Source organism: Daejeonella sp. (genome assembly GCF_030684675.1).
Classification (GTDB): Bacteria; Bacteroidota; Bacteroidia; order Sphingobacteriales; family Sphingobacteriaceae; genus Daejeonella.
In genome coordinates, this window is the sequence record NZ_JAUXXZ010000065.1 from 1 (window position 1) to 24,209 (window position 24,209).

General features: G+C 40.0%; 19 protein-coding genes. 7 read left to right on the plus strand and 12 right to left on the minus strand.

What is annotated here, in order from left to right; translation table 11 throughout:
• Positions 1 to 268 precede the first annotated feature (268 nt).
• On the plus strand, positions 269 to 739 hold the full coding sequence (locus Q8M41_RS14210; RefSeq protein ID WP_305365946.1) for an Lrp/AsnC ligand binding domain-containing protein: 471 nt from the start codon (positions 269 to 271) through the stop codon (positions 737 to 739).
• A 70-nt stretch (positions 740 to 809) separates the two neighbouring features.
• On the opposite strand, the gene Q8M41_RS14215 is transcribed toward Q8M41_RS14210, so the two are convergent.
• The gene (locus Q8M41_RS14215; RefSeq protein WP_305365947.1) at positions 810 to 1,796 is read right to left on the minus strand and encodes a pyruvate dehydrogenase complex E1 component subunit beta; all 987 of its coding nucleotides are present in this window, start codon (positions 1,794 to 1,796) and stop codon (positions 810 to 812) included.
• A gap of 218 nt (positions 1,797 to 2,014) precedes the next feature.
• Between Q8M41_RS14215 and Q8M41_RS14220 the strand changes: the two genes are divergently transcribed.
• Positions 2,015 to 2,368, plus strand: coding sequence for a four helix bundle protein (locus Q8M41_RS14220; RefSeq protein ID WP_305365948.1), 354 nt, complete (start codon positions 2,015 to 2,017; stop codon positions 2,366 to 2,368).
• A 48-nt stretch (positions 2,369 to 2,416) separates the two neighbouring features.
• On the opposite strand, the gene Q8M41_RS14225 is transcribed toward Q8M41_RS14220, so the two are convergent.
• The 3 genes from Q8M41_RS14225 to Q8M41_RS14235 all read right to left on the minus strand — a co-directional run bounded on the left by Q8M41_RS14225 (position 2,417) and on the right by Q8M41_RS14235 (position 10,553).
• Positions 2,417 to 5,308, minus strand: a complete 2,892-nt coding sequence (locus Q8M41_RS14225; RefSeq protein WP_305365949.1) for a PD-(D/E)XK nuclease family protein — start codon at positions 5,306 to 5,308, stop codon at positions 2,417 to 2,419.
• Positions 5,309 to 5,310: 2 nt separating this feature from the next.
• Positions 5,311 to 8,652, minus strand: coding sequence for an exodeoxyribonuclease V subunit beta (locus Q8M41_RS14230; protein WP_305365950.1), 3,342 nt, complete (start codon positions 8,650 to 8,652; stop codon positions 5,311 to 5,313).
• A 182-nt stretch (positions 8,653 to 8,834) separates the two neighbouring features.
• Positions 8,835 to 10,553 carry a glycoside hydrolase family 3 protein gene (locus Q8M41_RS14235; RefSeq protein WP_305365951.1) on the minus strand — a complete coding sequence of 573 codons (1,719 nt, stop codon included), beginning with the start codon at positions 10,551 to 10,553 and terminating at the stop codon, positions 8,835 to 8,837.
• A 388-nt stretch (positions 10,554 to 10,941) separates the two neighbouring features.
• Between Q8M41_RS14235 and Q8M41_RS14240 the strand changes: the two genes are divergently transcribed.
• Positions 10,942 to 11,556, plus strand: coding sequence for a porin family protein (locus tag Q8M41_RS14240; RefSeq protein ID WP_305365952.1), 615 nt, complete (start codon positions 10,942 to 10,944; stop codon positions 11,554 to 11,556).
• 79 nt (positions 11,557 to 11,635) lie between these two features.
• Here Q8M41_RS14240 and Q8M41_RS14245 read toward each other — a convergent pair whose 3' ends face one another.
• The 7 genes from Q8M41_RS14245 to Q8M41_RS14275 form a co-directional block, all read right to left on the minus strand.
• Complete coding sequence (locus Q8M41_RS14245; protein WP_305365953.1) at positions 11,636 to 12,082, minus strand: hypothetical protein; 447 nt, start codon at positions 12,080 to 12,082, stop codon at positions 11,636 to 11,638.
• Between the two features lie 11 nt (positions 12,083 to 12,093).
• A complete protein-coding gene (locus Q8M41_RS14250) occupies positions 12,094 to 12,603 on the minus strand; it encodes a glutathione peroxidase (protein WP_305365954.1) in 510 nt (169 codons plus the stop codon).
• A 396-nt stretch (positions 12,604 to 12,999) separates the two neighbouring features.
• A complete protein-coding gene (locus Q8M41_RS14255) occupies positions 13,000 to 13,212 on the minus strand; it encodes a hypothetical protein (protein ID WP_305365955.1) in 213 nt (70 codons plus the stop codon).
• A gap of 100 nt (positions 13,213 to 13,312) precedes the next feature.
• The gene (locus Q8M41_RS14260; RefSeq protein WP_305365956.1) at positions 13,313 to 13,957 is read right to left on the minus strand and encodes a hypothetical protein; all 645 of its coding nucleotides are present in this window, start codon (positions 13,955 to 13,957) and stop codon (positions 13,313 to 13,315) included.
• Positions 13,958 to 14,312: 355 nt separating this feature from the next.
• The gene (locus tag Q8M41_RS14265) at positions 14,313 to 17,624 is read right to left on the minus strand and encodes a vitamin B12-dependent ribonucleotide reductase (RefSeq protein WP_305365957.1); all 3,312 of its coding nucleotides are present in this window, start codon (positions 17,622 to 17,624) and stop codon (positions 14,313 to 14,315) included.
• A 302-nt stretch (positions 17,625 to 17,926) separates the two neighbouring features.
• On the minus strand, positions 17,927 to 19,357 hold the full coding sequence (pyk, locus tag Q8M41_RS14270; protein WP_305365958.1) for a pyruvate kinase: 1,431 nt from the start codon (positions 19,355 to 19,357) through the stop codon (positions 17,927 to 17,929).
• 65 nt (positions 19,358 to 19,422) lie between these two features.
• Positions 19,423 to 19,842, minus strand: a complete 420-nt coding sequence (locus tag Q8M41_RS14275) for an IPExxxVDY family protein (protein ID WP_305365959.1) — start codon at positions 19,840 to 19,842, stop codon at positions 19,423 to 19,425.
• A gap of 148 nt (positions 19,843 to 19,990) precedes the next feature.
• On the opposite strand from Q8M41_RS14275, the gene Q8M41_RS14280 reads away from it, so the two are divergent.
• From Q8M41_RS14280 to Q8M41_RS14295, 4 genes are all read left to right on the plus strand, one after another.
• Positions 19,991 to 20,227, plus strand: coding sequence for an acyl carrier protein (locus Q8M41_RS14280; protein WP_008508386.1), 237 nt, complete (start codon positions 19,991 to 19,993; stop codon positions 20,225 to 20,227).
• Positions 20,228 to 20,249: 22 nt separating this feature from the next.
• Complete coding sequence (gene fabF / locus Q8M41_RS14285) at positions 20,250 to 21,503, plus strand: beta-ketoacyl-ACP synthase II (protein WP_305365960.1); 1,254 nt, start codon at positions 20,250 to 20,252, stop codon at positions 21,501 to 21,503.
• Positions 21,504 to 21,576: 73 nt separating this feature from the next.
• The gene (rnc, locus tag Q8M41_RS14290; protein ID WP_305365961.1) at positions 21,577 to 22,305 is read left to right on the plus strand and encodes a ribonuclease III; all 729 of its coding nucleotides are present in this window, start codon (positions 21,577 to 21,579) and stop codon (positions 22,303 to 22,305) included.
• Positions 22,306 to 22,455: 150 nt separating this feature from the next.
• Positions 22,456 to 23,208 (plus strand): 1-acyl-sn-glycerol-3-phosphate acyltransferase, encoded by a 753-nt coding sequence (locus tag Q8M41_RS14295; protein WP_305365962.1) that lies wholly within the window; start codon positions 22,456 to 22,458, stop codon positions 23,206 to 23,208.
• Here Q8M41_RS14295 and Q8M41_RS14300 read toward each other — a convergent pair.
• A complete protein-coding gene (locus Q8M41_RS14300) occupies positions 23,205 to 23,972 on the minus strand; it encodes a hypothetical protein (protein ID WP_305365963.1) in 768 nt (255 codons plus the stop codon). The two genes, Q8M41_RS14295 and Q8M41_RS14300, sit on opposite strands and share 4 nt — an antisense overlap.
• Between the last annotated feature and the right edge of the window lie 237 nt (positions 23,973 to 24,209).

Here is a 24,209-nt window from a genome sequence, read left to right on the forward strand (position 1 = left end):
TTGAATAAGGTTTGCTGTAAGGGAAGGAGTCGAACCTTCACGAAGCAGTTATTTCCCGGTTAAGGTATTTCCCAGATCTTCGCCACCGAGACGAGGAGGTGTGTCTGCCAAATTTCACCACCTTACAGTGTGTAAACAATCCATTTGCGATTGCTTAATACGAATGTAAAACAAGTCTCCATTTATTGCAAATATTTTAATAAACTATTTTAATTTTTACATAAACAATAATTATATTGCACAATTATTAATAATTCTATAATTAAAAATGGAAAACAGAAGCCAAAATTTCGAACTTGACAATCTGGACACTCAGATACTCTGCATATTGATGGTAGATGCAACGATTCCTTACACTGAAATTGCTAAGAAATTGATCGTTTCGGGTGGAACTATTCACGTAAGGATGAAAAAAATGCTGGATATGGGGGTTATTAAAGGATCTCATCTCATCATTGATCCGCAAAAGATTGGCTACGATATATGCGCGTTTTTAGGTATTTATCTCGAAAAGGGATCCCAATATAAAGATGCTGTTGAAAACCTCAGAAAAATAAAAGAAGTGGTAGAATTACATTATACTACAGGTTCATACAGTATGTTTGCCAAAATCATCTGCAGGGATACCAATCATTTAAGACAAGTACTTAATGAAGATATACAAGGTGTTAAAGGGATTCAGCGGACCGAAACCCTGATTTCACTCGAAGAAAGTATTAAGCGTCAGATCACGCTTTAATAATCCCGAAAGATAAAAGAGCCCTCCCGGAATTATTCCTGGAGGGCTCTTTTGTATATTTTATATGCTTTTAAGCTTCCTTGTAAAGAACGCTTTTTACAGCATCAACTACACGTTCTGCATTTGGAAGCGCTTCTTTAATCAATGTTGGAGCATAAGGAAGTGGAACATCAGCACATGCAACTCTCAGAACCGGGGCATCCAGATAATCAAATGCATCCTTCTGAACTTTGAAAGCAACCTCAGTAGCGATGGAACCTAAAGGCCATGCTTCTTCCACAAAAACCATACGATTGGTCTTCTTAACTGAATTAATGACAGTATCATAATCGATTGGGCGGATAGTACGCAAATCGATCACTTCAGCATTGATCCCTTCTTTCGTTAATTCTTCAACTGCCGGCATAACCACCCTTGAAAGCATCTTTCCATATGTTACGATGGTTACATCCGTTCCTTCTTTAACCATATTAGCTTTACCAATCGGCAGGTAGTATTCTTCTTCAGGCACCTCACCCTTATCACCATACATCACTTCAGATTCCATAAAGATTACAGGATCCGGATCCAGGATGGCTTGTTTCAATAAACCTTTTGCATCATAAGGTGTAGATGGAACAACAACTTTTAATCCCGGGCAGTTTGCATACCAGCTATCAAAGTTCTGAGAATGCTGAGCACCAAGCTGACCTGCATTTCCCGTTGGACCACGGAAAACAATGGGACATGAAAACTGTCCACCGCTCATGCTAAGCACTTTTGCTGCTGCATTGATCACCTGATCGATTGCAACAAGGGAGAAATTAAAGGTCATGAACTCGACAATAGGACTCAATCCATTCATTGCCGCACCAATACTAATTCCTGTGAAACCTAATTCAGCAATCGGGGTATCAATAACTCTCTTTGGACCAAACTCATCGAGCATTCCCTGACTAACTTTGTATGCTCCGTTATATTCAGCAACTTCTTCGCCCATTAAAAAAATCTTATCGTTCTTACGCATTTCTTCATTTAATGCTTCACGAAGTGCCTCTCTGAATTGTATTTCTCTCATGTGTAAAATCAATTTTTGGAACGCAAATATAAGGGTATCAATTATTAATTACGAATTATTAATTACGAATTACGAATTGAAGATACAGGCAAATTGAGGCGATCAATTGTGAATTACGGATTATTAATTACGAATTATGGATTACGGATACCGTTAAATAGTTAAAAAATGATTTCCAAATATGAATTACGAAATTTCGGTAATGAATGAATTTTAGAATGAAAACTGAAAACTTAATACAAACAAAAACATTTGCATTCGCCATTCGAATTGTAAATACAAGTAAATTTTTGAAAAATGAGAAACATGAATTTATTCTTTCACAACAAATGCTTAGAAGCGGAACCTCCATCGGAGCAAATGTTGAGGAAGGAATAGGAGCCCAATCGAAAGCTGATTTTATTTCAAAATTTTCAATAGCATATAAGGAAGCCCGGGAAACATCCTTCTGGCTACGTTTACTATGCGCTACCAATTACTTATCAAAAGAAATGAGTGACAGTTTAATTTACGATGCGGAAGAAATATGTCGGATTATCGGAAAAATTCAAATAACCTCTAAAGGAAAATGATATCCACATCACCGTAATTCGTAATTAATAATTCGTAATTCAAACCATTTACCTCTGACAAATCCCTTTAAAAGAGCAGTATTTACAACTATCAGTATTCGCAGTTTGCCTGAATGAAACTGAGCTATCGAATAACTCATTGAGTTTTTCCTTTAATTTGAGAGCGAACTGATCTTTTAAACCCGCCAGATTCTCATCCCTTAGTATTAAACTATCTCTCCCCTTCGCCGAGAACTGGGTTCCATCTTTAAAATCCTTTACTGTATAAAGATGGGGCTCGACCTGGCTTACATTTCTGGCCTTCTCATACACTAGGGTGTAAAAGAGTGTTTGAAGCAGGGCTTTGTTCTGACCCTTACCTTCTTCATCAAATAATCCTTCAAAATCACCATACTTCAATTGATCCTTGCCGGTTTTATAATCTACGATCCGGGTTTTATTCTGATGAATGTCTACCCTGTCAATAATTCCCATTAACCTGACCTGCTCTTCCCTGCCCTCAACTTCAATTGAGAACAGGGGAGTATAAGCATCCCTGTCTTCCAGCTCCTTTATTACAAAAGGAGCAATTTGCTCATCATGCCGCAAAACTTTCAAAGCATATTGCTCAATTACCTTGATGATGATCTGCTGTAATGCACTTTGCAAAAATTCATAATCCGGGTTAAGTTTCAGTTCCTGAGTCATAGCGGCTTTAGACATAGCCGGCAGCAATTTTTCTCGCTGCCTTATGTAATCTGCAGTCACTTCTTTCCCAAGCGAATCACGATAAAAACTTTCCATTACAGTATGCAGCATGGTACCCACAGTATGCGGACCGATCTCATCCGGCAAATCCTTCGGCTCTGCCAGACCTGCTATTTTACCGAAGAAGAACTTCAAAGAACAGCTTACATAGTCAGTAAATGCTGACGCAGAGATCTTTTTATCGTATTTGCTCTCCGGATTTCTTTTTAAATAAGTCCGCAGTTTATTCAGCACAGGACCGCTCTTGCTAACTTCTATACCCTGTTGGGCTGAAGTATCTATTGGCTGATTTTGTTGTAAAACATGCTTGAACTTGCAGGATGTTTCAAATTCAAGCTGTTTTATAAACCTGCTTTCCTCTCCACTACTTCCGGCTTTGTCATCAGTAATACCGATATAAATCAGGGTAACTTTCTTTGCGCAGTGAAGCAGTCGATAAAAGAAATAAGCAAAAATGGAGTTTTGATTTTCCAGAACAGGTAAGGCAAAAGCTCTTCTGACATTATCAGGAATAAAGGATGGTGTAATACTCACCTTAGGGAGAACACCCTCATTCATTCCAAGTACAATTAATTCATCGAAATCAAGACAACGGCTTTCCAGCAAACCCATCACCTGCAAACCTGATAAAGGTTCTCCATCAAAAGGTACCGTGAGTCCAGCCAAAGCCCTCCTGATTGTTCTAAGTACAAATCCTGCATTTATCTCGGGCATTGCCCCGGCATTCCCAAGCTCTGCAAAACTATCTGAGAGTACATTCAGTGTTTTAACCGCCTCAGCGATGAGCAAACTTTCAAGCTTACGCAGATCGGTAATCTGCTCTGAAACCAGCAAAAGCAAGCTGCCCAAATTCCTGATAGAATCGGCAGGACTTTCAAACGGACTGAAGGTAAGTCCGGCAATTTTACCGGTATTCCTCAGTTCCTGAAGTTTAAACCTGGCCTTCTTTTCTTCAATAATCTCCTTATGGATCTTATTCCTCTGTTCAATATCGGTAGCAATCAGGGGATTGAATATATAAGTCAGAACCTTTGGATAAGCAATGGAAATCTTATCACCGGATGCTATTTCTTCCTGAATATCCAGCCAGAGATCACATAAACCGAACACGGCCGACTGTTCAAAAGGATAGCCCATGGTGATATTCAGACTTTCATCATCAACGGTTTGAAGAACCGGAAGCAAAAGGCTCTCATCAGCAAGAATGATCGCTTTCGAAGCAGGGTCATTCTTATCCGTATTCCCCGGGAGTAGTTCAGCAAGCAATTTGCCCTGAGCTATTTTACCCAAAGCCTGAATTATTGTAAATTCCTTTTTGGGATCATCAATCCGGTTTTCGGTTATAGCGAACTGGTTTTCGAGACCCACAGTGTTGATATTCCTCCTGATAAAATGCCCCGCTTCCTGAATATTATCAGAAAAATAATGCTCGTCGGCATCAAAATAAAATGAGCAGCGACCTTCATCCTGCCAGGATCTGAACAAAATTTCCTCTGCTCTTGATAAAGCGTTAAAGCCTACAAAAGCAACATGGCTGAATTCATCTAAAAATCCCGGATCAGAATCCTTGCCTTCTGCAAGGTTGCGGTACATTTTTGCACTGCTAAGCAGCCCTTGTTCAGCAAGCCTTGTATGAAAATTCTGGTAGAGATGCGGCATCCGATGCCACATTTCAATGAATTTCTCCTGAACCTTGTTCTGCTTTTCCTGAGAAAATGATGACCAGAAACTCTCCATAAAGGCAAGTTGGTCCTCCTCAAAATTTGGGAACTGTTGCTCGAGTTCAGCGATACTGCCTATCAGATTAAAAACCTTCACCGGATCGGCCATGTAATAATCAATCTGAGAAAAATCAGAAACAATGATCTCGGCCAAAGGATAAAAGACATCAGCACTTACAGGTTCTTTACCTTCCTTTTTTAATAGAAGATTGTATTCAGAATAGAGTACAAAGAACTGTTTTAACTGAGATGCACAAACCATACTGGTTGATTCAGAGAAGAATTGCTGGATTGTATAGAAGCGGGGACTCCAGATTGGCTTACCGCTAATCTCTGCCAGGTACTTCCGCAGAAATAATTGAGGTCGTTTATTATTGAATACAATTGCAACATCCTGAAGATCTTTTCCGAAGCGGTTCAATAGATCTTCGGCAACCCGGTACAGAAACTTATCCGATGATTTATTCTCCATGATCAGACTTTCTGCAGTTTACGATCCTGTGCATACCATAAATAGGCATCCACTTGCTCAAATTCACCCATTTTCATCAGATTATCACGGTAAAGGCTGATATCTGCAATATATTTATTGTTTTGAGCCCCAAATTTAAAATCCAGTAAAACTGCACTCTTCTCAAAGACAAACAGTTTATCCGGCCTTTTTACAGTTCCTGAATCAATAATCATATCCTTTTCACTGATAACTGATTTGGCGGTTTTGAACCAATGCTTTATTTCTTCCTGAAGTAAAACATCCCCAACAGCCTGTCTGATCTCCTCTCTTTCTGATTCCCTGATAAGTCCCTCCTGAACCTTTTCAGAAATGAGTTTATCCAGATCTTCGGTGCCAATTAAGGTCTCCAGCAATTTATGCATTACAATTCCCTTGCGCTGCTTTGCATTGAACCAGGAATCCTCCTTCATGCTGTTTCGCTTGAATCGCTCGGTTAGCTGCTCATTCACATGATATTTATGAATTCTTAAAGATTCATGTTCTGAACTTGCATCAGTATCCGGAATCAGGGCCGGAAGCTCGCCCATAAAATAATGAGTATCATCTGATTCAAATTGCAGATCCCCGGTCTCTCCATTCTCGAATAAGCCTGATAATATCGATTGCATATTCTTCGTAGAACTCTCTTTACCATCCTTCTTCTTAGCGGGAACATTTGGGCAAATCAGACAGAGATAATCTTTTGCCCTGGTTGTTGCCACATACATGGTATTGATTACATCCATATAACCCAGCATAATTTCTTCAAAATAGTCCCGGGCGAATACTGTTGATGCCAATCCTTTGCCAAGATCCACAGGAAGAGATTTAAACTGCTCAAAACCAGCAGGTTTAGCCTCAGCCCACAAAAGATTCCTTAATCGTCCATTTGAGGAGGTCGCAAATTCCCACTTGAGAAAAGGCACAATCACTGCTTTAAATTCAAGACCCTTGGATTTATGAACGGTCATTACCTGAACCGCATCCTGGCTTTCTGAAGATGGTAAAGCCTTGCCTGAGCCCTCATTATCCCACCATTCTAAAAATGAGCTGATTCCCTGGTCTCCGGCAGCTGCGAAAACAGCCACCTGATCCCTGAAGGCGAGAAGAAAAGGAATCAGATATTCAGAACCAGCAATTCCGAGACGGTAAATATTAATCAGTTTCTCTGTCAGTTCACCCACAGGCAGGTGCTTGAATGAGTTTAGACCTATGCATAATTCAGTAGGTAATATATCTTCCATTGATGAGATCGGGCCTGAAGCCATATTCATCCAATGATTGCTGTCTATTCCAATCAGGATATTATCAGGATTTTGAATCTGAGCCCAGAACCGCGCACATTCAGCCTTAAAAATTCCGCTTTCAGATTCCCTGACTGTCAGTAATCTGAAGGTTGAGAGTAATAAAGCAATAGCCGGATTATTCATAATCTTCAGAGCCTCTCCCGATATTACCTGAAAAGATTTCCCAGCTGCTTCAGTCAGGCGGTCCTGATTCGCTTTTTGAAAAATACAATCAAGGATCTCCTCTGCTTCACGATTTGAACGAACCAGAATACCAATATCCCTCATTGAAACACCCTGCTTTAAAAGCTCTGTCAGTTTTTCAATGGTATATTCCGCGGCTTCAGACTGTTCCTCCTCTTCATCCTGCTCATCGCCCGGATAAGATTTCGGTTTCTTCGAAAAGAACTTTACTTCAATCTTCCCTCCGGATAGAGTTTTATCTGTTATTTCCTGATGACTTCCCTCATAAGCCTTGACAATCATGCTGCTATTCTCTATTTCCCATGAATCATGAAGGTATTCAGGTGCTGTTTCATAAAAAACATCATTCAGGTTCTGCTGCAAAATTGCGGGCAGACTGCTGTACAGAAAATTATTAAAACGGATGATATTCTCTGCGCTTCTGCGATTGTACATCAGATTCTCTTCAGCCACATTATCCTCAAGCAGATCTCTTTTCAAATTACTATGCAGAATCCGCCAGTCTCCGTTTCTCCAGCGATAAATCGATTGTTTTACATCCCCGACAACCAGGTGTGCCGAATGTGCACCATGCGTGCCTTCTGCAATCGCATTTTTAAGCAGGGGCAAAAAGTTCATCCATTGAAATGTACTGGTATCCTGGAATTCATCAAAGAGGAAATGCTTATACTTGTTGCCTGTTTTCTCCCATATAAATGAGGGATTATCTGCATCAGAACCTGTTATACCCTTCAAAAGCTGCTGTGCATCCGAGATTAGCAAAGCACGTTTTTCCGAACGGTAATCCTTCAAAAGATCTGCCATTCGCTGCATCAAACGAAGGTATGAACTGTTCTTATTGATAGCCAGATAGGTATTATAGATTTCTATACCTTCATCATAATAGGCTATCAGCTGAGCCAAAAGTGGGTTTATCTGCTCATACAAGTGCTCTAAGGGACTGGTATCTTTCAATGCACTATTCGGCCATTGATCAAAATTATTCGAAAATTTCCTTAGTGTTTCAACCCTTGCAAAATCTCCCTGAATGATCTTATCTAATTTTAATAGCGGATTGTTTGTCTTCCCGTTCAAATCTTTCGATTCAATCCCTGTAGCATCAAAAAGTTTTGCAATCCTGCTGGTTTGTTCAATAATTTCTTCACTGAAGGTTTTAATACCCTTTTTTATCTGATTGCGCAGGGCATTGAATTCCTTTGTCTGCTCGGGGCCCATAGCCTGCATTGCCTCCTGAAAGGGATAGTAGCGTTCCTTAAATATTTCGCCTGCAAGTTCTTTTAATGCACGGTTATAATCCCAATCATACCCATCATTGATGCGATCAATGGCAAGACCGGTCACCCATTCCAGTAGTTCAGGATCCTTTTCAAGCTGAAGATTTAGTGCGACAACAAGCTCATCCTTCACTTTTTCATGATTCATTTCCAGCTTATAACCGCTATCAATGTTTAGTTCAAATGCAAAACTTCTGATCAACTGCTGTACAAAACCATCGATGGTACTAACCGAAAAGCGGCTGTAATCATGCAGAATGCCTGCATATATTTCCGAGGCTTTGGCTCTGACCTCCTGATCACCTAATTCCGGATAGTTTTCCTTTAGAATAGCACTGAATTTCGATTTTTCATAACCGAAGCGGGCAAGTTCCTCGAGCGCTCCCAGAATACGCTCTTTCATTTCGGCGGTTGCCTTATTTGTAAAAGTAACAGCCAGAATTTCACGGTATTTGCCCTTCCCGCTAAAAAGCAAAACCAGGTAATGCGCTGTCAGGGCAAAAGTTTTACCTGAGCCTGCTGATGCACGAACTAATTTCAGGGCTTTTTTATGAGACATGTCTGGATTCGGTTTGAGAATTTATTGACTGCTGGCCATTGATTCATAGAATCATAAAAATATTGATTTTATTCTTCATTCAGGTATTTCAATCCCCCTGATTGAAGCAATAAAAAAGCCGACATAATATGCCGGCCTTAATAGTTCAAATAGGATATTTTTTAAAAAAATGAAAATACAGACTACTTCTGAGTGATTCCGGCACCATTTTTAAAACCGGGGTTGACAGCCACCGGTAATTTTCCGGAAGCTTTCAGTTCAGCGGTAATCACTTTTACAGCAGCCCTTTGTGCCTCATCTGAATTTTGATAATTGACAATTAAAGTTTTTGCTTTTTCAATTCCCGGAAGTCCGGTAATAGCATAGGGATTGGCAAAGAGCGTAAACATACTGTTCATTCCTGCTATATCAGCAATCAGTGTTTTGAGTCCGGCATTATAATCCAGAACCGCTCCCGGACGTCTTCTCGTATCATGAATACTTACAATAATCTGATCATAAGCTTTCAATTCTGCCCTGACATTATTAACATCGCTATCCGAAGCATCTTTGGGCAATAAAAAAATCAGGGAATTTGGCAATAAGGGCTTCATGATGTTCTGGAAAGTAGTCAAGCCAGGGGCTCCTATACTCACCAGTGCAGTTTTCTTGCTTAAATCCAGATTTTTGATCTGTGCATCACTATTCAGAATTGTTACTGCTGCATCCGCCAGTTGCTGGTTTAGCTGCCTGGCTTCGGGACGATTCAAGTCGGCAATAATATTTTCAGGATTTACAAATTGTTTTTTTGATAGCCCGGACCAATATTTGGCCATTAGCACCTTTCTGACACTGGCATTGATACGTTCCCAACTCAATTGTTTGGTTTTAATCGCCTGGCGCACCAGTTTTACTGCTCTTTTAGAATTACCGGAGAGCTCAATAACATCGAGCCCGGCAATCAGACCCAGCACATCACTCTCCCCTTCCGGAAAAAATTTTGCAACGCCTTTCATTTCCATCGCATCCGAGAAAATAATTCCCTTAAATCCAAGATCCTCTTTTAAAAGCCCGGTAACAATCGGACGGGAGAGTGTTGATGGTAAATTGGGGGTATTATCAAGAACCGGGATATTCATATGTGCAACCATGATACCGGAAGCCCCTTCTTTAATCAGCTCCCTGAATGGATATAATTCCAGTGAATCAAGCCGCTCACGGGTAAAAGGTAATTGAGGAAGGTCATGGTGCGAATCAACATCCGTATCACCATGTCCTGGAAAATGCTTGACACTAACCAGAACATTATTCTCCTGAAGCCCTTTCATATAGGCAGTAACCTTTGCTGCAACATTGTATTTATTATCGCCGAATGAACGGATTCCAATAACCGGATTCTTCGGGTTATTATTGATATCAGCAACCGGGGCGAAGTTCACCTGCATACCAATACGTTTAAAATCCATGGCCACCTGCTTACCCATCTCATAGATCAGCTTATTATCCTGTATTGCTCCGAGTGTGAGCTGGTAAGGATAGGATATGGTACTGTCGAGTCGCATCCCCAAACCCCATTCAGCATCCATTGATATCAGTAATGGCACTTTTGAAACAGACTGGTAACGGTTGGTCAGTACAGCCTGCCTTCCCGGGCCACCCTGAAAGAACACCAATCCGCCGATACGTTCTTTACGGATCAGTTTTGCAATCGAATCTTCGAATGCTTTTCCCTTATCGGTATGAGCCCTTACCATAAATAGCTGGGCAATCCTTTCACGCTTGCTCAATTTTCTAAAAACGGCGTCAACCCAGTCATTAGGGTTATCTAAAGAACTTATAAAAGAACTCTGAGTTTGAGCAATACTAATCAGCGGACCAACCAATAAGACAAAAAATACCAAGTGTTTTAAGTTTTTATACATGGGGAAGGGCGAATAATTTTGTGAAATTATCAATTAAGAAAGAGAATTAAGCCAAATAGCGTGAATAAAAAAGTTATGCCAAGACTTAAACAGATACTGAAAAGCCAGATAGATAGTTTATCAGTCAATCGCTTGCTCAGGAATCTATACAGGATATAAATCCCGGCTATATTCAGAAAGATAAAAATCAGGCCTGCCCAGGCTATTACTTCGGTAATCATCATAAAATGTCTGAAAAAAAATACAATTGAACTTAATCCAAAACAAATTTATCAAAGGAATTGGTTTGATTAGATACATTCTTACCCATCAGAGGCCTTATTTCACGAAATATTACAGCTTGGCATCATTATTTCTTAAACAGACCTATAAATAAAAAAACATCATTATGAAAAAGGTATTAATTTTAGCTATAGGTGTACTGTTCGCAGGAGCTGCAGAAGCACAAACATTTGGTATTAAAGGAGGTGTAAACTTCTCAAATATCATCAAAACAAATGACAGGAACTTCAATACAGAATTTAAACCGGGTTTAAATGCAGGATTGTTCGTTGATATTCCGGTGGTTGAAGGCCTGGCCTTTTCACCTGAACTTATGTTCTCACAAAAAGGGTATAAGACAACAGGAACAAGTTTACTGGGTGTTGCAAATGAATATTCAGTAACCTCAAATTTTATTGAGATTCCAATTCTGGCTAAAATCAGCGCTGCTGATAAATTCAGCATTTACGTCGGTCCACAGGTTTCATTCCTTGCATCCACCAAAGAGAAATTTACCCGTGGAGACGCAACTTACCAGAATAAAATCAGGAATGAAAATGAAAATCTGAAGAAAAGCCTTGTTGGAGGTGTTATTGGTTTAGGTGTTGGTCTTACTGATCAATTGAGCTTACAGGGGCGTTATGCACTTGATTTACAGAAGAATAATGAAAATGGATCAAGTGAAACACCAATTTACAAGAATCAGGTAATTCAAACCAGTTTGGCTTATCGTTTTAAATAATCTAAACAACTATTTAACCTAAAAAAAATGCCCCGGAACATTCCGGGGCATTTTTTTTAGGTTAAATTCGTAATTAGGATTAACGCTCGTTAATAATAATCTCAGAGATCATCCAGCCTTTATCTGATTTAGTGAATTTCAGGTTAAACCTGTAGGAGCCTGCAATATCCACCCGGTTTCCATTAATGTTTCCGACACCTTCCACATCAAAATCAGCAGATCCACCGGCAGCTACGCCATCAACTTTAAATGCTTTGTTTAAGGCAGCAGATTTACTGATATCATAAATACCTTCAGTAAAGGTGTAGACAATACCTGCTCTGTCGAGAGTATTTCCCGATGGTTCATACATTTTGCAGGTCTCGCTCAAATTGGAAACGATCCATGCTTTATCCTTTTTCACAATAGCTATTGCAAAACTATCAACCAGACTTTTTAGCTGATCTTCATCACCTGTCTTTGCAACAGCAGCAAGCACTTCTGATAGCGAAAACGCTACAAAAAGCACCAGTAAGAATTTCTTCAATGGAATAAGGATTATAAATGTTTAGTGATTTCAGGTGACATTGGTGTAACCGCAGAGCGGAAACGGTGAATCAGATTCCCATCTTCATCAATCAGGAATTTTTCAAAGTTCCATTTGATATCGCCTGTAAAATCAGGATTTGCGGCAGTTGTGAGGTGCTTAAACAGCGGACTGATATCGTCCCCTTTTACACTACTTTTTTCAGCCAGCGGGAAAGTTACCCCAAAATTCTTCTGGCAAAACTCCTTGATATTTAAGTTTTCGCCCGGCTCCTGACCACCGAAATTGTTTGCAGGGAAACCAATTACGACCAGTTTATCCTTATAGGTATCTGCAAGTTTCTGAAGATCAGCATATTGCTTCGTATAACCGCATTTTGATGCTGTATTAACAATTAAGACTTTCTTGCCCTTATATTTTTTCAGGTCAAGATTCTTGCCATCAATATTCTGAACCTTAAAGGTATAAATTGAAGGCGGTGCTGTAATGAACATTGCGAGTACTAAGAGTAGTGTTTTCATGAGTTAAATTTAAAATATAAAAACTGTATAAATATCAAAAGATTGGCTGAGGAATTAAAACTAACAATTATCTGACAATAAGTGCATTAAGTTTAGGCTTTTAAAAATTTTCTAAATGATCAGGATCCCTACGGCAATCCCAGGCCATAAGTATCAGAATGTGCTTCTCAAGCAATTCGTAAAAAATAATGTAGTCTAAAATTATAAATGCTTTTACCCCCTCAACATCAGTATTTTTACCAATCAGGGGCTGCCTTTCAATTAATTCAGCTGAGTCTTTGAAAACGCGAAGGAGTTTTTTGCTGTATTCAGAGGATTGGTTTCTTTCGTCATAAAACTGTTTAATTTATTTTATGTTACGTTTTGCAACAACAGACCAGACAACCAGCTTTTCACTCAACATTCATCAAAAAGTTCATCTGTTGAATGAAAGTTACCTTTACTATACTCCGTTTTGGCTTCTTTAAAGGCATCTTTCTGCTCATCGTTAGTCCGGATAAATCTGGATTCCTCTTCAATGCTATTAATTAAATTCCTAATGCTTTCCAAAACCCGGCTATCATTAATCTCCAGAATTTCTTTGATCAGGTTCTCTTTCAATGTTGCCATTTAATTGATTTAGTATGTTTCCTGAGAATATTATAGCTCAATTATCAAATTTAACATTTTGACTAACAATTCTGACACTAGAAAATCATTATGAACCAAATTATTTGGGAGGCAATTCCAATAATACAAACTGACTGGTATTTTCAATTGAGTTCCTCATAGAAAAAGATTGCCTCCTTTTAATCACAAAAAAACTGCCCGGTTTAAGGGTCTGAAGGCCAGTTTTTCCATTTTGTTTTATTTCCAATGTGGAGGCATTCAGCGATACCAAAACCAGTGATTGCTGTTTATTTCTTGTTTTAAAATCAATTCCTTTTAAAAGATTTAGCCGGTATGCCCTTACCCAATTCGTGTCAATTTCCAATTTAAGATTTGGCAAAGTCAATAGTTTCTGATCAAAAGCTGACTTTTTCATCAATAGTTCCACATCCATAACATGAAAAGTATCTTTATCTGCGTTCCATACACGATGAGTACGGTTATTTGGTGGCGCTAAATTTTCAAATCGAATTTCTCCTGCTTTAGATTTACCGGCTACAGGTAGCTCTCCCTGCACCTGCGAACCGGTAATTGTGTTTGAAAGCCTGATAAAAAATGATGGTGTATTATGAATATGATATTGGGATGTGTCGCCCGGAGGTACAAGAACATTCAGGACCCGAATTTCTTTATTTTGAAAAACAGGCCGATGCCGGGGTTCTTCATAAACAAGCACCTGAGCCTGTAAAATATTTAGGCTACTCATCAAAATAAGAAAGAATAATAAGTTTCGGAAGCTTAATTTGAAATAAGTCATTTTTTGCTGGGATTTTAGGATTTTTATTAATGATTATTCTGGGCTTAGATAGGAATGCCTGATTGATTTTACTCTCTTTTGGATTAAAAATCCAAATTATCTATTATTCGACATGCCCTGCGGAACATGTCGAACAGCTGATTTCAACATTCGAATTTTCTCCGTACAAACACCTCTCTACTTAAAAAAGCCCCACCATTTCCGGTAGGGCTTTAAAATATTACTTTGAAAGGTAGCTAGCGAGGTTTTTTGTCACCGCCAATTCTCAATTCTCAATTCTCAACTCTCAACTCTCAACTCTCAATTAACTGCATCCCCCCTGCGTTCCGCAGTTCAAACACTTGTAACAAGTACCTGATCTCACCATGATATGACCGCAATTACCGCAGGCGGGTGCATCAGACTGACCGCCGCCGGAGATATCCAGAACAGGCTTCAGTTTAATGCTTGAAGTAGTAGAGGAAACTGTTATAGATGCCTCAATAAAAGAGTTTGAAGTATCAGGATTCACGTCATTATCAGTCATTTGAGGATTTCCAACAATGGCTTTTTGCTCAGTGATCACATGCACCAGATCTGTACGACTCAGGTACTCATAACCCAGCATTCTGAACATATAATCTACAATAGAGGTTGCACTCTTGATATTATCGTGCCCTGTAACCATACCTGATGGCTCGAAACGGGTGAAGGTAAATTTATCAACAAACTCTTCCAGTGGTACACCATACTGCAGACCAACAGATACTGCAATAGAGAAACAGTTCATCAGGGAGCGGAAGGTTGCACCTTCCTTGTGCATATCCACAAAAATCTCTCCCAATGTTCCATCCTCATACTCTCCGGTACGAACGAATACGGTTTGTCCGCCAACAGCAGCTTTCTGAGTGAAACCACCACGCTTGCCCGGTAGGTTTTTACGCTCTACAACAGAGGATAGTTGGCGCTTGAATTTGGTATCGGTAGAGCGCTCAAGGATCGCTCTGGCGGCATCAAGCACCTGCTCAGCGGTAAGATCACTCAGTCTGACATTTGCGGCTTCGCCAAGTACTTCTTCTACAGTATCCAGCTTATCTTCCTTACTGTCGGATGATTTGGTAGATAATGGCTGAGATAATTTACAACCATCTCGATAAAGTGCATTTGCCTTTAAAGCAAGCTTCCATGATAATTCATAGCAATCTTTGATTTCATCAACCGTAGCCTCATTTGGCAGGTTGATTGTTTTAGAAATCGCACCTGAAAGGAAAGGTTGTGCTGCAGCCATCATTTTGATGTGGCCATGTGCATGAATATAACGCTCGCCTTTCTGACCGCATTTATTCGCACAGTCAAAGATTGGATAATGCTCTTCTTTCAAATATGGAGCACCTTCAATGGTCATAGTACCACAGATGTATTCATTTGCTTCTGCAATCTGCTGACGGTTAAACCCGATAGCACGTAAAAGGTTGAAATCAGGAGAAGAATATTGCTCAGATTTGAATCCTAAACGGTTTAAACACTCTTCACCAAGACTCCACTGGTTGAATACAAAACCAATTTCGAAGGCTGCAAGCAATGATTTGTCAATTTTTTCGAGTTCATCCTGATTAAAGCCTTTGGCAGCCAGACTATGGAAGTTAATATGCGGAGCACCCTGTAAGGTAGCTGCACCTTTCGCATAATTTACAATGGCTTCAATTTCATGCTCTTTGTACCCCTGATTGCGCAGCGCAGCAGGAACTCCCTGGTTAATGATCTTGAAATAGCCACCCCCAGATAATTTTTTGAATTTAACCAATGCAAAATCCGGCTCGATACCAGTTGTATCGCAATCCATTACCAAACCGATTGTTCCTGTAGGTGCAATAACTGTAGTCTGAGCATTACGGTAACCATATTTCTCACCAAGCTCGACAGCTTTATCCCATGAATTGCAGGCCGCAGATAATAAATAATCAGGGCAGAATTTAGGATCGATCCCCGGAGGCGCAATCTCAAGTCCCTCGTAAGCGTCATTATTATAGGCAGCATAGCGGTGGTTACGCATAACCCTGAGCATATGCTTCTTGTTTTCTTCAAATTTCTTGAAAGTACCCAGCTCCTTCGCCATTTCTGCCGAAGTAGAATAAGCGGTACCGGTCAGGATTGCAGTGATCGCACCGCCAATTGCACGGGCTTTATCACTATCGTAAGGAATTCCGGCAACCATCAGCATGGAGCCAAGGTTGGCATATCCCAAACCAAGTGTACGGTAATCATAAGATAACTGTGCCACTTCTTTGGATGGGAACTGTGCCATCAATACCGAAATTTCGAGAACCACGGTCCATACACGGCAGGCGTGCTCGAAACCTTTTACATCAAATACCAGTGTAGCCGGATCGAAGAAATGCGCCAGGTTAATGGAAGCCAGATTACAGGCTGTATTATCCAGGAACATGTATTCTGAACATGGATTGGAGGCATTGATACGTCCGCCTTCAGGACAGGTATGCCATTCGTTGATTGTAGTATCGTATTGAATTCCCGGATCGGCACAAGCCCATGCCGCAAAAGCAATATCCTGCCATAATTTTTCGGCAGAGATTGATTTTACCGGCTGACCAGTGATTCTTCCGATCAGATCCCAGTTACCACCATCTTCAAGTGCTTTGAAGAAAGTATTTGGAACACGTACAGAGTTGTTTGAATTCTGTCCGGATACGGTACGGTAAGCTTCACCTTCATAATCTGAAGAATAACCTGCAGCAATTAAAGCAGCAACTTTTTTCTCTTCTTCAACTTTCCAGTTTACAAATCCTTCGATTTCAGGATGATCAAGATCAAGACATACCATTTTCGCAGCGCGCCGTGTGGTACCACCTGATTTGATTGCACCTGCAGCACGGTCACCGATTTTCAGGAATGACATCAGACCTGATGAATAACCACCTCCTGAAAGTTTTTCGCTTTCGCCGCGGATTGCCGAAAAGTTAGTTCCAACTCCCGAACCGTATTTAAATATTCTTGCTTCTCTTACCCAAAGGTCCATGATACCACCATCATTCACCAGGTCATCACTTACTGAAAGGATAAAACAGGCATGAGGCTGAGGACGCTCGTAGGCGGAAGTTGATTTTTCTAATTGTTCTGAATCCGGATTTACGAAATAGTGTCCCTGAGGCTTACCTGTAATCCCATAAGAACTGTGCAATCCGGTATTGAACCACTGTGGTGAATTTGGTGCGGCTAACTGACCAACAATGGTGTAAACAAGCTCATCGTAAAAAATACCAGCATCTTCCTTGCTTGCAAAATAATTGTAACGCTCACCCCATGATCTCCAGCAATGTGCCATACGGTGGGCAACCTGTTTGATACTGTTCTCAGAAGAAGTTGTTCCATCGGGCTGTGGCACTCCGGCCTTACGGAAATACTTCTGGGCTAAAATATCCGTTGCTACCTGGCTCCAGGTTTCGGGCACTTCTACATTTTTCATTTCGAAAACAGCATCACCTGCAGGATTACGAATAACCGAGGTACGTTTCTCGTATTTGAACAAATCATATACGTTTACCCCCTGTTTGGTGAAATATCTTTGGAACGTAAGACCTGTTCCTTTTGCCGCTGTGTTTGTAGAAGCTTTTGCCATAAAAAAAATAATTTAATGTTGTAATTGAGCCAGTTACCCTTAATAAAAATGTTTGGGGGTTTTTAATCAAATCTATCAGTTGGAGGCAGTTTTATCGAATCAGAGTTTTCCACAGATTGTTAGTGTATCTGCACCCCAACACTTAATCAGTTAGTAATAGCATGATTTAAAGCTATTTAACTATGTTGAAAACTCTAAAAAACGGCGATTTTGAGACGTTTTTATTACACCCGTTTACACATTAAAAAAGCCGGCAAAAGCCGACTTTTTTAATGAATTTTCAAGGCTGTTTATGCTCTTATTTAATCGACAATGGTCACCTTGATCATATTGGTCTTTCCTTTCTTCTCGATAGGAATGGCGGCGGTATTGATTACTACATTACCCGGTTCAACCAATTTCTCAGCTTTCAGGATTTGATTTACATCCCTGATCGTTTTATCTGTACTGTCGAACTTATCATAATAGAATCCTCGGACACCCCATAAAAGACTGAGCGTATTCAGAAGTTTGCGATTACTTGTAAAAATAAAGGTTGCTGCTTTTGGGCGGTAACTGGAGATTTCGAATGCGGTATAACCGGAAGATGTCATTGAAATAATCCCAACTGCATGGGTCTTTTCAGCAAGAAATACGGCAGAACCGCAAACGGCATCACCCATATACGTTGGTGAACTTTCATTTAAAACTTTCGTGGTGTTGTAGGGATAATCATTTTCCTCCACGTTCCTCACAATCTTATGCATGGTTTCAATTACGATCAGCGGATATTCACCAACTGAGGTCTCACCACTCAACATCACCGCATCGGCTCCATCTAAAACAGAATTGGCCACATCATTCACCTCAGCACGGGTAGGACGAGGTGAAGTAATCATACTTTCGAGCATCTGGGTAGCCACTATAACAGGCTTGGAAGCCGCGCGGCACTTTCTGGCGATCATTTTCTGCAGCAAAGGAACCTGTTCCATAGGCATTTCAACCCCAAGGTCACCCCGGGCCACCATCACTCCATCAGTTGCTTCAATAATTTCATCAATATTATCAATAGCCTCTGGTTTCTCGATCTTCGCAATTACGCGGGCGGTTTTATCGCTTCTGGCAATAATCCGCTTCAATTCAATAATATCATCTGCCGAACGGACAAATGAAAGTCCGATCCATTCTACATCATTACTGAGTGCAAATTCAAGGTTTGTGAGATCTTCTTCCGTCAAACTCGGGATTGAAACCTTCGTATTGGGAAGATTGACACCTTTACGGGAAGTAAGAATTCCCCCATAAACTACCTCACACTGCACTGAATCCTTATTATTGGTACTCAAAACCCTCATCTGGATCTTTCCATCATCAAGGAGAATGATTTCTCCGGAACGAACATCACTTGGAAAACTCTGGTAGGTAATATAGATCTGTTTATCGTCCCCTATCAGTTCTTTGGTCGTGATCTCAATCTTGTGCCCGCTAATCAGGTTAATTCCGCCATCTTTAACTAAACCGATACGGATCTTTGGACCCTGTAAATCGGCAAGTATCCCAACATTTGTTTTATATTTCTTATTGATATCACGTATAATGTCAATCACCTTTTGATGATCCTCCGGCTTACCGTGCGAAAAATTTAACCTGCAAACATCTACACCAGCCTTAATCATGTTCAGCAATACTTCCTTCTTTGCAGAAGCAGGGCCTAATGTGGCTACTATTTTAGTTCTGTTATGAACCGTCTTCATCTGTTCTTATTTAATTTAAATATCATTTGGACAATTAAGTGTACTTAATACACCATCCCAAAGGGCTAAAATATGAGATTTTCTTTGGATTTCAATTTTTTAGGGTCAACTTCCGCAGCAACGAGTACCTCCGGAATCTTATTTAAACCATTAATTATTCCTTTCAGGTCCTCTGCATGAATATAATTCTGAATTAATAAAAAGAAATCTACCTTTTTCATTTCGGGCACCAGAAAACCTTCCGTACCTTTATTTGCGAGGACATATAGTTCTGTTTCGGATTCGGGCAATAGAAAAAAATATCTACTGAAATAAAATGGTTCTTCATCCGTATTAAAAGGCAGCTCCAAATCAGCGATTTTGCAAAAATTGGTTCCGAGTTGTTTATTAGTTTTAAAACAAAACATATAGTCTTTAAGTTGTGTAGTAATAGCTACCAGCACAAAATCGAGGTCAAGTTCAAATTTTAAAGTAGTTTTATTCAAGGTATATTTTCAAGATATTATACAAAGGTAACACGCTTTATCTTTTAAAATGTCGCTATGTTAAAATAGCTAAAAACAAAAAGGTTTGAAAATTGCTAGAATTTATTTTTCTTTGCACAGAATTATTAAACAATTAAATCAAAAAACCATGTCTGATATCGCTTCAAGAGTTAAAGCAATTATCGTTGAAAAATTAGGTGTTGACGAAAGTGAAGTTACACCAGAGGCATCTTTCACCAATGATCTTGGTGCCGATTCATTAGACACCGTGGAATTAATCATGGAGTTTGAGAAAGAGTTCAACGTGGCCATCCCGGATGACCAGGCTGAAACTATCGGTACTGTAGGTCAAGCCATCGCATATTTAGAAAAGAACGTAAAGTAATTTTACGATATCCTAACTATAAATGGAGCTTAAAAGAGTTGTTGTTACAGGACTAGGTGCGCTTACTCCAATCGGTAATACTGTTCCGGAATTCTGGAACAGTTTGATCAATGGGGTAAGCGGCGCCGCTCCTATAACGCATTACGATCCTGAAAAATTCCGTACAAAATTCGCTTGTGAAGTTAAAAACTTCAATCCCGAGGATTTTTTGGATAAAAAGGAGGCCCGTAAACTCGACCCTTTTGTTCATTATGCAATTGCTGCATCAGATGAAGCAATTAAAGATGCAGGTTTAGACTTTCCTAGTCTGGATACTAACCGAATCGGTGTGATCTGGGGTTCAGGTATAGGTGGATTAAAAACCTTCACCGACGAGGTTGTAAACTTTGCACACGGAGATGGAACACCACGTTTCAACCCGTTTTTCATTCCTAAAATGATTCTGGACATCGCTCCTGGTCATATTTCAATAAGGCATGGCCTTCGTGGTCCGAATTTTTCTACCGTTTCTGCCTGTGCTTCTTCAACTAATGCCCTAATCGATGCTTTCAATTATATTCGTCTTAATATGGCTGATGTGATTGTTTCGGGTGGTTCTGAAGCTATTATTAATGAGGCAGGTATGGGGGGTTTCAATGCCATGCATGCGCTATCGACAAGAAATGATGACCCTACAACAGCATCCCGCCCATTCGACAAAGATCGTGATGGTTTTGTGGCTGGCGAAGGGGCAGGAAGTATCATACTTGAAGAACTCGAGCATGCAAAAGCAAGGGGTGCCAAAATTTATGCTGAACTTGTTGGAGGTGGTATGAGTGCTGATGCAAATCACATTACTGCCCCACATCCTGAAGGCCTTGGTGCTAAATTGGTTATGACCAATGCGATGAGAGATGCAGGAATTGCAACTTCTGATATCGATTACATCAATGTTCATGGAACCTCTACTCCACTTGGAGATATTAGTGAGGTGAAAGCCATCCTTGATCTGTTTAAGGAAGATGCTTTTAAACTGAATATTAGCTCAACGAAATCAATGACAGGCCATCTTTTAGGTGCTGCAGGTGCTGTTGAAGCAATTGCTGCTATTCTGGCAGTTAAAAATGATATTGTTCCCCCAACGATCAACCATTTCACAGATGATCCCGGTTTTGACTCGAGATTAAATTTCACATTTAATAAGGCTCAAAAACGTGTAGTAAATGCTGCTTTAAGCAATACATTTGGCTTTGGAGGGCATAATGCTTCTGTAATTTTCAAAAAATACAAAGCCTGATTTTGATATCCTGTATTCCGGATCTATTAAAACCTGTATATTTTTATTTTATCATTAGAATTATCGGTCATTAATGCCATTTTCCAGAATTTATAAACTTTATTTTTCTCCACATCGCATTTACATACGATCTTTAGAGAATCTTTTAGGTTTTGTTCCCGGAAATTTACGGCTCTATCGTATGGCATTCCGGCATCGTTCGGTTGCTGTCGAACTTAAGAACGGTACAAAGAACAGTAATGAGCGTCTGGAATTTCTTGGCGATGCCATTTTAGGATCTGTTGTAGCTGAAATTCTTTTTAAAATGTATCCATACAAAGATGAAGGCTTCCTCACAGAGATGCGCTCGAAAATTGTAAGCCGTGCAAATCTGAATCAACTTGCCAAACGACTTGGCCTGGATGAGCATATTGAATATGATAACAGGCTGATTGGCCATAACAATAAACAGGGTTCCTTACTGGGTGATACTTTTGAGGCGATGATTGGGGCTGTTTATATGGATAAGGGTTATAATTTCACCCGTAGCTTCCTGATAAACAGAATTATAAAACCCCATATCGACATTCATACCCTCGAGCTTACGGAGACGAATTTCAAGAGTAAAATCATTGAATGGTGCCAGCGCCATGGTAAAGACATTAGTTTTGAAATCATTGCTAATGAAGAGGGTGAAAACTCCAAGCTATTTACGATCCAAATTAGTGTAGATGGAGAAAATTGTGCCATCGGCAGGGACTATAATAAGAAAAATGCAGAAAAACTGGCCGCTGAAAAGGCTTGTGAGTACTTAAAGATCTGACAAAAGAAGATTATTGAGCCAGGCAATACTAAATTATACTGCCGAAACCCTATAGGTTCGATAATAAATTTCCATATTACATCTCTTAAAAATGCCAAACAGGAATAATTCCTGCCTTTTTGCAAAATAAGTCGAATCTAAGACAGTAAAATGGTGAAACTCATAAAAAAAGTAGCTGCATTCCTTTTTATGGTATGGGGCTTTTTGGTATTCATCTCGGCGATGATCTTCGTGTTCCCCTTTATTCTGCTGATGTCGGCACTTTTTAAGAAGAAAAAAGCACAAGACATCATATTCTTCTTCCTTAAAATATGGGCTTGGATATTCTCGATATTGTCCTTCTTCCCCGTCAGAACGAGTGGAAGGGAGAAATTAAATCCAGATAAAGCCTGTATCTACGTTTGCAATCATAATTCTTATCTTGATGCCATAGCTGTGGTTTTAGCAATTCCCGGCTCATTCAAACCATTGGGTAAGATTGAAATGGTGAAGACTCCAATCTTTGGAATGATTTACAAACGGATTGTAGTACTAATCGACCGAAAAAGTCAGGAAAGTCGTGCCAGAAGCGTGGAGGAGTTAAAAATTGACCTTGGTAACGGGCAGTCCATTCTGATTTTTCCGGAAGGAACAATGAACCGTACCAATGCCCCGCTCTCTGAATTCTATGATGGCGCATTCCGGCTTGCAATTGAAACTCAAACCGCCATTGTGCCAATGGTAATTTTGAATGCGAGAAAACTGCTTCCCCGGGATAAACCTCTGGCTATAAGACCGGGCGTCCTGGAATGTGTTTTTGCAGATAGGGTTGAAGTAACCGGACTAAAGCCTGATGAGCTGGGGGATTTGAAAACAAGGGTATATAAATGTATGGAGGAGCTGATAATAGAAGATCGTACTTAATATTTAAGATTTTTCTCCGATAAATCAGGGGCCTTTGGCAGAGGGGGTAAAGATCTTATCGCTTTGGGTCTGCCTGCATCGTTAAACAACTGAAGGGACTTTTTAATGTAATTGATCATTGCATACTCATCAAATTTTGCAACGTTTTGATAATCAGGTCGATATAATATCATAAAATTCTTAAGATCATTCCCTTCAAGACCAGTCACATTTGTGATTGCGTAAGCACTAAACCTTCGATCAACCTCCGATTCCTGAAGTTCTTTTAGATAATAGGCGTTGAAACGGCGGGCCTGTGCCGGAGTTTTGCCTATAAGTTCATACAATGCAGTGAGCGGCCGGAAGAAATATGCAAGCAAAGGAGGTTTTCCGGCATAGTAAGATCCATTTTTCCGGTACTGATCTCTAACCTCATCCAGTTCCTGCTTTTTACTCTGCCCCAGTACCTTGACTTCTGATAGACTAATTACCCCTTGAAGCATCAAAACCTTATCAGAAAGTTCCAAAAGAGGAAGAATCAGATCTGAATAACCGGATTTGGATATATTAAGGGTATCCCCAACCGAAGCTGCAATCCTGAAAAGACCCAGTTCATTGCTGAAAGTAGAAATTCCCGTCTTTTTATTCAGGATATATACGCCGGCAATTCTGGATGCACCCGATCTTTCCATGATCAAACCCTGGACGCTGTTCTGCTGAGCCATCACCGGCCTGATCACCATATATGCAATAATCAATAAAAAAATCTTTAATACTGCTTTCATCAGGTTTATGGTTCAAGATCAAAACTACTAAAACAGGCGTGGCTTTTCTTTAAATGAATTATTTATAAGCTCTACAAACTGTTTCAAAGCCTTTCCAAATGAATGACCCCGAAGCAGAGCTTCGAGGTATCGCGTTATTCGAATAACCGTAATTGTGCCCTATGAAACTTCTTATAAGCAGTCTTTTCTTGGCCTTGTTCATTTATATATTTTTGAATAGTCTCCTCATTTGCGTAC